The organism is Grimontia sp. NTOU-MAR1, assembly GCF_035758505.1.
Lineage (GTDB): Bacteria > Pseudomonadota > Gammaproteobacteria > Enterobacterales > Vibrionaceae > Enterovibrio > Enterovibrio marinus.
In genome coordinates, this window is sequence record NZ_CP142108.1 from 1,951,479 (window position 1) to 1,963,419 (window position 11,941).

Genomic DNA, 11,941 nt, shown 5'->3' on the forward strand with positions numbered 1-11,941 from the left:
CACACAATCGGTGGGCTTCCTCATTCCTAAACGGAAATCAAACCGCAAACTCTTTGATTTTCAAATCCAGCTGTTCTGCATTGCCCTGCATGCTTTCCGAGGTTTCCGCCAATTCAGTCACCACAGTGACCGATGCTTCCACCAGCTCACGGACATTGGTCAGGTTTTGGTTCATCTCATCAGCTACTGAGGCTTGCTGCTCTGCCGCTGTAGCGATATGAAAGTTCATGTCGTTGATTTGGCAGATTTGATCCACGATCAGGGTCAATTCTTCACCTGCTTTGCTCACAGACTCTACGCTTTCCACCGCTTCCACCACGCTTTGCTCCATCAGGCCAACCGCTTGCTGCGCGGAGGATTGAAGCTGGGTGATCATATCCTGAATTTCTACGGTGGCTTTTTGGGTGTTCTGTGCCAAGTTACGCACCTCATCTGCTACTACAGCAAAACCCCGGCCCGCTTCACCGGCACGCGCAGCCTCAATCGCTGCATTAAGTGCCAACAGATTAGTTTGCTCAGAAATCCCCTGAATCGTCACCACCACTGAACTGATCTTCTCCACACGCTCTTCCACCTGATTCACCACACTAGCTGACTCACGAATATCATCAGACAACTTGTTAATGGTCGAAATCGTGTTGCTCACATACTGCTGTCCGTTTGCCACCTGCTCGCGGGAGGCTTCTGTGGCTTGTGAAGCTGTACGGGCATGACCCGCAACATCTTGTACCGTCGACGTCATTTCACTCATTGCTGACGCCAACTGGTCAATTTCACCGAATTGCTCTTTGGCAGACTCGCGGGTTTCATCCATGCTGATGCTCATCACTTCAGCCATATCAGACAATTCTTCCGAAGAGTGACGCTGCGTTTTAATCACGCTCGACAGTTGAATACGGCTTTTTTCCAGTTCACGCGCCAGCTCACCGAACTCATCTTTGCAGTCCATCACCACAGGTATACCGAGGTTCTTCTGCGCCATATTCCTCATGCCGTCAATCAGGCAATTGATTTGGCGAAGCATCAGGTTAGAGCCTCCTAACAAGATCACCATAAAAGCAATAATCATGAGTGCCGTTTGCCATGCCACCTGCAACAGGTAAGCGTTGTAGTACTGTTCTGCCGCGGAATCTGGTTGGGAAGAAATGGACAACCAGTCTGTGTTTCCTACCGGCACCGCGATACCGTGACGCCCTTCATTCGCAAGGTGGTAAGTAAATTCGCCTCGGGTATTTCGAATCACTTCCGTCAGCATACGGCCATTTTCAAGTGGCAGGTTCAATCCATCAAAATTTCGTATGCTGGGGTGCGCCAAGACTTCACCGGTTTTACGATTGGTGAAGTAGATGTACTGGTTAATTTCGCTGGTCGCATTTTCACTGCTCACCACACGCTGAAGCAGCGCGGCTCCGTTTTCCTCTTTCAGAAGCTCTTTTGCCATTTCAGCGCTTCGCAATGCCAGACTATGGCTCTGTGCCTCGGTCACTTCACTGACAGAGTCACGGAACGTATTGGCGTCCCACAGCTGTTTTGTCACCAATAGCAAGGTACTGAAAACCATTAAAAGAATGAGTTTGGGAACCAGTTTGATGTTGGCAACGGCCTTTTCCCAAGGCCTGAATATCATCTGTGACATTCTCGGTGACTCCTTGATAGTGGCATCGCGTAATCTGCGATACAGTAAAGAGAAAGCAAACGGAATAGGGTTAGGTATCTGTCGAGCGTTAACTTCGGTGGAGATGCTGAGCCCTAAAGCACTAACGGCAATACAGGTTATTTATTAAGTGACGAGCGAGACTGAAACGAAAAACTTAGATCTAAATCCGATGGGATTGTTGAGCCTGTTGCTTTCCTTTGTCTCACTTTGTGTGGTCACTACTATTTTACTGCTGCCTAAAAACGCCCCCCTTTATACCTTATTGCTGGGCATCGATACGCTGATTTGCCTGATATTTTTGCTACAAATCGCCCTACATCTTCTTAAAAGTGATAACAAAGTCACTTATTTGAAAACACATTGGATAGATATCCTCGCCAGTATTCCTGTGGTCGAAGCATTGCGTTTCGCCCGCATTTTTCAAATTTTCCGGGTCATACGGCTTATTCGGCAAAGCCAGTCGCTGCTCACCTACATGAGCGAAAACCGCAATGAAACCACCATGGCGACCATTCTGTTATTGCTAACGGTTTTGGTTTCAACCGGCTCTGCCGCGGTATTTGCGTTTGAGAGCCCCGCAGCTGAAGCCAACATTACCAGCCTGACCGACGCTATCTGGTGGGTGTTTGTGACCATCTCGACGGTAGGTTATGGTGATTATTACCCAGTGACGCCAGCAGGACGCGCAGTCGCGGTGATAGTGATTATGTGTGGCGTGGGGATTTTTGGTGCTATCACTGGCCTTGTCACTTCGTATGTCACCAAGCCGGAGAAGAAAGCGCAGGAAAGAGAAGAACGCCGCCGCGAAGCGCTGGAACTTATCCTCGCCCAACAAAGTGAAATCATGGAACGTCTTACCGCGATTGAAGTCAAGCTGGAGAACAAACCCACTGCCCCGCAGATAAAAAAATAGCGCCATCAGGCGCCATTCCAACGTATTCAAGATTCTGCGCTTAGATATCCCAGTACGGGTCCAGAGTCAGGCCAATCTGGCGTGATTGCATCATGGCATGCAGCAAAGACTCTTCCTTGCGACCCAGCCATTTGTCTATCTGCACGCGGTCATCTTCTTCAAGATCATCGTCGTTTGCCAACTTTCTGACCGGCTCAAGCAATTGAAAATCTTCAATGCCCTGCAACAGATCCAACCAAGGGAGGCGGAAGGTCTCGCGCTCTTCACTCTCAAACAAGGCTGCAACACAACATCCTGACATCAGGTTCCGAGTCAGGCGCGGCTGTTGATCCAGATATGCAAATCGATCAAGCTCATTCCCTTCCGCAAAAACAGTCAACAGTTCATCCCAGGACTGCGCCAGTGAACGATTCGCAAACTGACGGATAGGTTCACCCAATTTCTCGCGAGCTTTGTCATCAAGGAAAGGTTGCCAACCACGGGTGAGGATCCAGCGGCTCAAATCAAGTAGCAGGTTGCAATAACGGCTTGAGTGAAGGAGTTCCAGCACTTCAGCACGCTCTGGCAATTCATCATATCGGTCAGAGAGCTTTGCCATCAGTGGCTTTTGCGCATTCAGTTTACGCAGGAAGTGACCTTTATCGTCAAGCAGGCGCTCAATGGCACGGCCTTCATAAACCCAATCCAGCTCCCCTTCCAGCCATTGCAGCTCCTGACGAAGCAGCGCACTGGCGCGACGCGGAATCAAACCACCATAAAGCACCAAAGCCTGACGGATCAGCGACACCGCATTACACATTTCGAAGATGGCTTCCTGCTCTGGGCGCTCCACATAGACCTGCTCGTGGTAGTGCCAATGATCGAGCGCATGCTCGAGTGCTTTCACAAACGACTGCTCTGCCGACATCTGGCCGTTAACACCAACCATGGTCAGCGGTTTCACCGGATCGCCTTCATAGCCAGTCGCCAGGCGATATCCGCGCGCCGCTTTACTAAGGTTGCCCAAACGCAGTCCACCGTTTTCTGCCAGCTCTCGCGCCAGCACAAACAAGGCATCCGTCTGACCAGACTTCAGCTCAAGCTCAACTTCGCAAATCGGGTCGTAACCGCCGTCCTCAGTCGTGACTTCGCCGCTGTCGAAAGCCAGCTCCACTTGACTACTGTCAGGCATCGCAAGCAGCCACTGCTGGCGCTCAAAATCTGTAGAGAACAAAGGATTCAGGTTGGCACTGAGTGCTTCGATGTCTAAGCCTTCTGGCCAAGCATCAGCAGGGATCAGTGAGAGATCAGGAACCGGAGAGTCCAGTTCTGCATTGTATTCCGGACGCTGGTGAAGTCCTGCAACAACGCGGCCTGCGGTTTTCAGTGTTTGCACGAACACATCGTCATACCGTCTGACACGAAGCCCTATATCATGGCGTCGTAGCAGGTAATCCGGGGTGTCGTAGTAGATATTACTGAGGTCTCGCTGGCGTTGCTGCAATACCTTTAAATCAGTAATTTTGTCCCGAATTTGGCGTGAAAAATCGCTTGAGACAAAAAACTTTAACTCTATCTCAGTTTCCATAAAGGTACCCATAACCAATAGCAGAACAAGGATATGGGTAATCGCCTAAGCGAGCAAGAGACTTTCATTGATCTGAAACGGTATCAATACAAATGTGATTACGATAACATTCGCCGCCTAAATAACCATCGCGTCACCAAAAAGCCAGACTCCTGAAATATTCAGATGGTTTTCGGTGTAATATTTAGCCTGATCCTTTGGACAGGTCTTTTAGGTAGATACGGCTATGCCTGTAAATACAATTGTTGGGCTGTTCGCAAAGAGCCCTCTAAAACCTTTGCAACGCCACGTGAGCCGCGTAAACGACTGCTGCTCGCTGTTAGTCCCTTTCTTCGAAGCCTGTGAGAAGGGCGATTGGGAACGTGCAGAGCAACTGCGCCATGAGATTTCCACGATTGAGAAAGAAGCTGATGCACTCAAGCGTGAAATCCGCCTCAAATTGCCTCGCGGTCTGTTCCTTCCGGTAGACCGCACTGACATGCTCGACCTGCTTATCCAACAGGACAAGCTTGCAAACCTCGCCAAAGATATTGCCGGCCGCGTGATTGGTCGACAACTCCAAGTCCCTTCCTTGCTCTACCCCGACTTCGTTGCTTACGTACAACGCTGTCTGGATGCTGCCGAACAGGCACGTCGCGTTATCAGTGAATTGGATGAACTGCTGGAAACTGGCTTTAAAGGACGTGAAGTCACTCTGGTCGAAGAAATGATCCACCAGTTGGATACCATTGAGGGCGATACTGACTCAATGCAAATCAAGCTTCGCCAGCAATTGATGTCAATCGAGAGTGAATACAACCCGGTTGATGTGATGTTCCTTTACAAGATTCTTGAATGGGTCGGCGCTATCGCTGATCAAGCACAACGTGTTGGCTCGCGTCTTGAGCTGATGCTGTCACGCTCGTAACGCGCCATTCATCTAAGAGATAACAAGGTAATACAATGGAAATCCTAGCGAATTACGGCACCATTATTATTTTGGTGGCCGCAGTCTTTGGTTTCATGATGGCTATCGGTATCGGTGCAAATGACGTTGCCAACGCCATGGGAACGTCAGTGGGCTCTAAAGCACTGACCGTTAAACAAGCCATCATCATTGCGATGATATTTGAATTCGCCGGCGCTTATCTTGCCGGTGGTGAAGTGACAGATACCATCCGAAAAGGGGTGATTGAAACGTCGCTCTACGCCTCGCAACCTGAAGTGCTGGTTTACGGCATGATGTCAGCTCTGCTCGCGGCGGGCACCTGGCTGCTGGTTGCGTCCTACATGGGCTGGCCGGTTTCCACCACTCACTCCATTATTGGTGCCATCATTGGTTTCGCCTGTGTATCTGTCGGCACCGAGGCTGTTGATTGGAGTTCCGTGCAAGGCATCGTAGGTAGCTGGCTTGTCACGCCTCTAATTTCCGGTGTGTTCGCCTATGCCATTTTTGTCAGCGCGCAGCGCCTGATCTTTGATACCGACAAACCTCTTATCAACGCCAAACGTTTCGTTCCGGTATACATGTTCCTGACCGCGATGATTATCGCCATGGTAACGATTAAGAAAGGTCTTAAGCACGTTGGTCTGCATCTTTCTACCGGCGAAGCCGTGATGGTGTCTATCACTGTTTCTGCACTGATCATGATGTTCGGTTATGTCTACATCAACCGTAAATACAAAGACGACACAGCAAGTAAAAACGGCTACCACGGCGTTGAGCGCGTATTCAGCCTGTTAATGGTCGTGACTGCCTGTGCGATGGCATTCGCACACGGCTCAAACGACGTAGCAAATGCGATTGGCCCGCTGTCAGCAATCGTTTCTACCGTTGAGCACATGGGTCAAGTTACGGAAAAAAGCGCAATTGCCTGGTGGATTCTGCCTCTTGGTGGTATTGGTATCGTTGTTGGTCTGGCAACACTGGGTCACAAGGTGATGGCGACCGTAGGTTCAGGTATTACTGAGCTAACGCCGAGCCGTGGTTTCGCGGCACAACTGGCAACCGCCTCAACGGTTGTTCTGGCGTCTGGTACGGGTCTCCCTATTTCTACCACACAGACTCTAGTCGGTGCGGTTTTGGGGGTTGGTTTTGCCCGTGGTATCGGCGCACTGAACCTAGGTGTCGTGCGTAATATCGTGGCATCTTGGGTTGTGACTTTACCAGCAGGTGCCCTACTTGCGGTGATTTTCTTCTACGTCATGCAAGCTGTATTCGGCGTTTAAGAAAGGCGTTTCAGTCACGTTTTTGTGCAGTGATGTCAGTCTTCGGTCAAAAAAGGGAGGTTATGCCTCCCTTTTGTTGTACCTGAACCGCAAAATTTTTTAGTATTTGGACTCTATACCCAAACAATCTGGATCCTACATCTTCAGGTTGTTTGGGTATATAAGTCTTAACTATCACGACCAAAACAAAGGAATACTCCGTGAAGCAACTTTTCTCTGCCCTGGCTGTACTTATGCTGCTGACGGTTCCTGCTGCACATGCGAAGGACAACTACATCTCAGACGAGCTTTTCACTTACATGCATTCAGGTCCGGGCACCCAGTTCCGTATTATCGGCAGTGTGGATGCGGGCACGAAAGTGACAGTTGTGGACAGTAACCGCAACGCTGGCTACACCCAAGTTATCGATGATCGTGGTCGTAAAGGCTGGGTTGAGACTAAGTACGTTTCTAAGCAACCAGGCCTGAAAACTCGCGTACCTGCATTGGAAGAAGAACTGAAGCAATTGAAAGAAGCACTGTCGAGTGCGCAAGGTGATTCAGAAGCGAAAACCAAAGGCCTGATCGAGTCGCTGGACCAACGTAACGCACAGGTGAAAGAGTTGGAGCAACATACCAGCGAGCTGAACCAAAAGCTGATTGATGCACAAACGGAAATCCGTGAACTGCGTGCGCGTATCGACACTCAGAAAGATGACCTGCTGATGCGCTACTTTGCCTACGGTGGCATGGTTGCCGGTGGTGGTTTGCTGTTTGGCCTAATCCTTCCGCACCTGATCCCACGCCGTAAAAAGCGTAATAACGGCTGGGCGTAAGAAATAAATAATCGAACGAAAACAAAAAAGCCGCGGAAGCGGCTTTTTTGTTTTTTGAATCAGCACAAAAGGCGATAGCTTTTGGCTCTTACTGCTTTTCCCTAGGTCCTAGGAAAAAACTCTAGAGGCGAACTCTTGAATTACCATGTCGTCAACGCTGGAATGGCGATGAGCGCATCTTCAAACTGCACCACCACCTGCTGGGGTTCGATCCCTCTAAGCAACACACCCTCTGCCACAAACTGCCCTTCACGGGCTTCTTTTCCGTTCACTTTCACCCAACGATTGTTCTCATTCGAGGTGTAAATATGGGTCTGAAAATCCATTGTAGGTAAGCGGTTTAACTGCGCAGAATTCAGCTCAGCAATCGGCACAACATTGCTTTCTGGATGGACGCGATCCAATTTCGCTTCTAGGGTTCGGCTTTTATCACTGCCCATAGCGGCTTCGACTTTCTGAGCCAACTCAGGGGAAAGCTCAGACAAGTCCAAATCTTCCAGCGTGAGCTCATCACTCCCTTTTAGCTGAGTCTGATTTGGCGCCGTAAAGGTTGTGCTACCAAGTTCTACCACTTCAGGTTCTGAAAGCCCGGCCTGAACAATCGCTTCCTCGACAACTGGCTCAATCCCGGTTGCTGGCAAAGGCTCAAGCGCAAGTTCAAACACCTCTGAGTCCGGCATCACCACTATCTCACCCTCTGAAAGCGCCAACTTCTCGCCCGGTGTAGCATCGATGCTGCCCACCAGCGTTGGCCCCGGCATTTGCAACACAGAGTCCAGCACCATAAAGGTCATTGCCCCAGGAATACCATCTGCATCCAAGCCTTTGCTTCGCTGGAACTCACGCACTTTCACGCGCTGCTCCTGCCCAAAGGTGTTAGATACCGGCGAATTCTCGCCAAGCACCAGATTCAGCCGTTGATCCAACCACTGGACCCGCTCGCCACGCTGACCGAAACGGATAAAGTTAGGGTTGCCCAATGGCGGACGCCAAAGCACCAATGCTTCGCCGCTCCAGTACTGGGTCAGAAATTCCTCGCTCACCAGCAGACGTTTGTCAGCAGCCAACAATTCAAACTGACCGTCGCCTCTGCCATACAGCACAGCAAACCAGTTCTGGCCACCTGTGCCGTTCATTTCAAGCACGGCTGGGCGGTCGATCGTCAACAATTGGGAAAGCGGTAAGTTTCCTTTAAAACAGGCAAGCTCGCCACGCACTTCCGACGAACAACCCGCCGCCAGCACGTCTGCATCAAATCCCCAAAGCTTATAAAGGGACTGCATCGACGAACCGGCACTCAGACTCTCACGAGTCACTTCGCTAAGTGGCAAAGTGACAATGGTTTGAACTGGCTTACTGGCCTCAACTTTCACCACAGGTGTCGGCTCAGTAACGACAACAACAGGCTCTGGGTTCGCAGGTATAGTGGTTACAGGTTGAGTCACCGCCACAGGTGCGGGCGACTCAGATGCCACCATGATGACTTCTTCCTCAGCACTGCCGCCCAGTCCTACACGAATCGCAATCGCGAGCAGCGCAGCACCACCAATCGCACCAGCATAAACCGGCCAGTAACGTTTGTAGTCGGTCTGAGGCTTGCTTTGAGTCACGCCCTGCCATTCCAATACGTCCTGACAAGCACGCGCCGCAATGGCTTTGTTCACCTTCTGGCGCGATTCTTTAAACGCCATCTTCAGCACTTTGTCACATACCAGATTGACCAGACGCGGCACACCGCCCGTTTCGTTGGCAATCAGCTTAATGGCAGCCCCATCAAACAAAGGCTCCAAACCACCCGCACAGCTAATGCGGTGAGTGATGTATTGGTGTACTTCATCAGCGGTCAGCGGCATCAGGTGATATCGGGCAGTAATGCGCTGGGCAAGCTGACGGAGGTTTGGTTGGCGAAGCATTTGCTGCAGCTCAGGCTGACCAATCAAGATCACCTTTAACAGCTTGCGGTAAGAGGTTTCGATATTGGTCAGAAGACGAAGCTGCTCCAACACGTCCGGCATCAGATGCTGGGCTTCGTCCACCAGCAAAACAGTTTGGATGCCTTTAGATTCGTTGTTGAACAACTTATCAGCAATCGTGTCATACAGACGCTTGAAGCTGTCATCGTCTTTGTATTCCACGCCCAGCTCATCGCAAAGCGTTTGAAGCAGTTCGAGGACAGAAACACTCGGGTTCAGGATCGTTGCCACCTGTGTTTTCTCAGGTAAGCGATCCAACAAGGCTTTCATGGTGGTGGTTTTACCCGTGCCCACCTCGCCGGTTAAAAGCGCCAGACCGCCGCCGTCCTCAATGCCATTCAGGACATGACTCAGCGCTTCTTTGTGCCTTTCGCTTAAAAAGTAAAATTTAGGATTAGGCACGATCGCAAATGGCGATTCGGTTAACCGGAAAAAGTCTTGGTACATGAATATTTCTCTGTTCCCTCAATGGCTCGCAAGGTAACGCGGCCTAAAGATGAAGTAAAGTCAGCCAAAGCTTCAGACTATGTAATCAGGGACAGGTTCGCACCTTTTACACACATCCTTGTATTCTGCGCACGGTTCCCGCCTGCATAGACGCATGGTTTCGGTATATGATGATCACATTATTACTTAGATTTCGGATAGTAATGTGAAAACCTACCTTGTCGGCGGTGCGGTACGCGACGAATTGCTCGGTCTGGAAGTCAAAGATCGGGACTGGGTCGTGGTCGGCGCAGATATTGATTCCATGCTAAACGCGGGTTACCAGCAAGTGGGCTCAGACTTCCCCGTTTTTCTGCACCCTAAAACCCGCGAGGAACACGCACTGGCGCGGACAGAACGAAAATCTGGCAAAGGCTATACAGGCTTTGTCTGTGATTTCACGCCGGACGTCACGCTGGAAGAAGACTTACAGCGCCGTGACCTCACCATCAATGCCATTGCCAAAGCCGAAGATGGAGCTCTGATTGACCTTTACGGTGGTCAGCAAGATCTCAACGATCGCCTACTTCGCCATGTTTCCCCAGCCTTTGTAGAAGACCCGCTCCGCGTATTGCGCGTTGCACGTTTTGCGGCGAGGTTCCATCATCTGGGGTTTCGCGTGGCAGATGAGACCCTTGCGCTGATGCAGGAAATCGTCGATAACGGCGAGCTTGAAGCCCTGACCGCCGAGCGTGTCTGGAAAGAGTGGGAGAAATCGCTCTCTTCCCAACACCCTGAAGTGTTTTTGAGCGTGCTTCGCGACTGCGGTGCATTGGCGGTTGTATTGCCTGAGATAGATGCCCTTTTCGGCGTGCCACAACCTGAGCAGTGGCATCCGGAAATCGATACTGGCATTCACACCCTGATGGTTGCCCGACAAGCGGCATTACTGACGGAAGACCGAGTTATCCGCTTTGCCGCGCAAGTACATGATTTAGGTAAAGGCCTGACCCCCAAAGAAGAGTGGCCAAGTCACAAGCTACACACCAAGCTTGGCTTGAAACCGATAAAAGCACTGTGTGAACGTATCCGTGTACCAAACGCCTACCGCGATGCCGCACTTCTAGTCTGCGCCGAGCACACCAATGTGCACAACGCGGGCGAGTTAAAAGCCGCGACTTTCGTCAAGATATTCGACCGCAATGATTGTTGGCGTAAGCCGGAGAAAATCCCTCAGATTGCCACCGCGAGCAAAGCCGATCACCAAGGCCGCACCGGTTTTGAGCAGCGTGAATACCCGCAATCAGAATGGCTGACTGGCGCGTTTGATGCCGCCAGTGCTGTCGAGGTTAAACCGATTGTCGCTGCTGGTTTTAAAGGCCCGGCAATTCGGGAAGAGCTGACTAGGCAGAGGGTTGAGGCAGTGAAGGGGTATCTCGAAGGACATAGGGTCCTAGGTTCCTAGAAGGCAATATGTCCAACTCCAGACGTAAAAAAGCGGCACTATATCAGTTGCCGCTTTTTCTATTGCTAGGGGCTGTTTTTCCTAGAACCTCAATCTCTTATCGTGTAGCCAAAAACGCCATCAGGCCAAGACCCAGCGCCACACGGTAAATCACGAATGGCTTCATGCCCATCTTGGTCACGAGTTTCAAGAACCAGTGAATGCACGCATAAGCACTGATGAATGAAACCAGCACGCCAGTCAAAATAGGCGCCCACATGACTGGCACGTCACTTTTCATGAGGCCTAAGCCAAGGTAAGAACCCGCCAGCACAATGATTGGAATCGACATCAGGAAAGAAAAACGCGCCGCAGCTTCGCGGGTATAACCCAGATAAAGCGCCATGGTCATAGTTGCGCCAGAGCGGGATGTGCCCGGGATCATTGCCAACGCCTGTGCAATACCAATCCACAGTGCCATTTTGGGCGTGGTTTTGTATTCATCAAACTCACACTTGGCTTTCACGTCCACCCACCAAAGCAGCAAACCGAAAACAATACAGGTCACCGCAATCACCCACGCCGAACGCAAGTACATTTCGATGATGTCTTTCATGAACAGGCCGAAAATACAGGCAGGAATCGTTGCCAGTACAATCATCCATGCCAGTGTAGCATCAGAAGAACGCTCGCCTTTGAAGATAGAGCGGAAGAATGCGCCCAGCAACTGCGTTACTTCTTTTCGGAAGTAGCCCACAACAGCAAGTAAAGTCCCCACGTGAACAGCGACATCAAAGGCTAAGCCCTGATCTTGCCAACCTAGAATTTCTGACGGAAGAATAAGATGTGCAGAGCTTGAGACGGGAAGAAACTCCGTCAGACCCTGAATTAAAGCCAGCGCAAAGGCTTCAAACATGCTCATAGTTTTAAGTCACTTA

General features: G+C 50.7%; 9 protein-coding genes. 5 read left to right on the forward strand and 4 right to left on the reverse strand.

The annotated features are described in order from the left end of the window. Positions 1-37 precede the first annotated feature (37 nt). Complete coding sequence (locus tag VP504_RS08815) at positions 38-1,636, reverse strand: methyl-accepting chemotaxis protein (RefSeq protein ID WP_325893938.1); 1,599 nt, start codon at positions 1,634-1,636, stop codon at positions 38-40. A 190-nt stretch (positions 1,637-1,826) separates the two neighbouring features. On the opposite strand from VP504_RS08815, the gene VP504_RS08820 reads away from it, so the two are divergent. Next, positions 1,827-2,570, forward strand: coding sequence for a potassium channel family protein (locus tag VP504_RS08820; RefSeq protein WP_325894009.1), 744 nt, complete (start codon positions 1,827-1,829; stop codon positions 2,568-2,570). Between the two features lie 40 nt (positions 2,571-2,610). Here the strand turns inward: VP504_RS08820 and VP504_RS08825 are convergent, their stop codons facing one another. Further along, entirely contained in the window at positions 2,611-4,137 is a 1,527-nt protein-coding gene (locus tag VP504_RS08825; protein WP_325893940.1) for a CYTH and CHAD domain-containing protein, read from the reverse strand. Between the two features lie 226 nt (positions 4,138-4,363). Between VP504_RS08825 and VP504_RS08830 the strand changes: the two genes are divergently transcribed. From VP504_RS08830 to VP504_RS08840, 3 genes are all read left to right on the forward strand, one after another. After that, on the forward strand, positions 4,364-5,044 hold the full coding sequence (locus VP504_RS08830; protein ID WP_062712155.1) for a TIGR00153 family protein: 681 nt from the start codon (positions 4,364-4,366) through the stop codon (positions 5,042-5,044). A 35-nt stretch (positions 5,045-5,079) separates the two neighbouring features. Further along, entirely contained in the window at positions 5,080-6,345 is a 1,266-nt protein-coding gene (locus tag VP504_RS08835; RefSeq protein WP_325893942.1) for an inorganic phosphate transporter, read from the forward strand. A gap of 200 nt (positions 6,346-6,545) precedes the next feature. Further along, positions 6,546-7,160, forward strand: coding sequence for a TIGR04211 family SH3 domain-containing protein (locus VP504_RS08840; protein WP_325893943.1), 615 nt, complete (start codon positions 6,546-6,548; stop codon positions 7,158-7,160). 140 nt (positions 7,161-7,300) lie between these two features. Here the strand turns inward: VP504_RS08840 and VP504_RS08845 are convergent, their stop codons facing one another. Next, positions 7,301-9,580 (reverse strand): AAA family ATPase, encoded by a 2,280-nt coding sequence (locus tag VP504_RS08845; protein WP_325893945.1) that lies wholly within the window; start codon positions 9,578-9,580, stop codon positions 7,301-7,303. A gap of 205 nt (positions 9,581-9,785) precedes the next feature. Here VP504_RS08845 and VP504_RS08850 point away from each other — a divergent pair, with 205 nt between their 5' ends. Then, a complete protein-coding gene (locus VP504_RS08850; RefSeq protein ID WP_325893947.1) occupies positions 9,786-11,024 on the forward strand; it encodes a multifunctional CCA addition/repair protein in 1,239 nt (412 codons plus the stop codon). A gap of 97 nt (positions 11,025-11,121) precedes the next feature. Here the strand turns inward: VP504_RS08850 and VP504_RS08855 are convergent, their stop codons facing one another. Beyond that, positions 11,122-11,925 carry an undecaprenyl-diphosphate phosphatase gene (locus VP504_RS08855; protein ID WP_325893949.1) on the reverse strand — a complete coding sequence of 268 codons (804 nt, stop codon included), beginning with the start codon at positions 11,923-11,925 and terminating at the stop codon, positions 11,122-11,124. Positions 11,926-11,941: the final 16 nt, after the last annotated feature.

Excerpts from the sequence above, each read along its gene's own strand:
- VP504_RS08815 (WP_325893938.1), bottom strand. The coding sequence starts at position 1,636 with ATGTCACAGATGATATTCAGGCCTTGGGAAAAGGCCGTTGCCAACATC.
- VP504_RS08820 (WP_325894009.1), top strand. The coding sequence starts at position 1,827 with ATGGGATTGTTGAGCCTGTTGCTTTCCTTTGTCTCACTTTGTGTGGTC.
- VP504_RS08825 (WP_325893940.1), bottom strand. The coding sequence starts at position 4,137 with ATGGAAACTGAGATAGAGTTAAAGTTTTTTGTCTCAAGCGATTTTTCA.
- VP504_RS08830 (WP_062712155.1), top strand. The coding sequence starts at position 4,364 with ATGCCTGTAAATACAATTGTTGGGCTGTTCGCAAAGAGCCCTCTAAAA.
- VP504_RS08835 (WP_325893942.1), top strand. The coding sequence starts at position 5,080 with ATGGAAATCCTAGCGAATTACGGCACCATTATTATTTTGGTGGCCGCA.
- VP504_RS08845 (WP_325893945.1), bottom strand. The coding sequence starts at position 9,580 with ATGTACCAAGACTTTTTCCGGTTAACCGAATCGCCATTTGCGATCGTG.
- VP504_RS08855 (WP_325893949.1), bottom strand. The coding sequence starts at position 11,925 with ATGAGCATGTTTGAAGCCTTTGCGCTGGCTTTAATTCAGGGTCTGACG.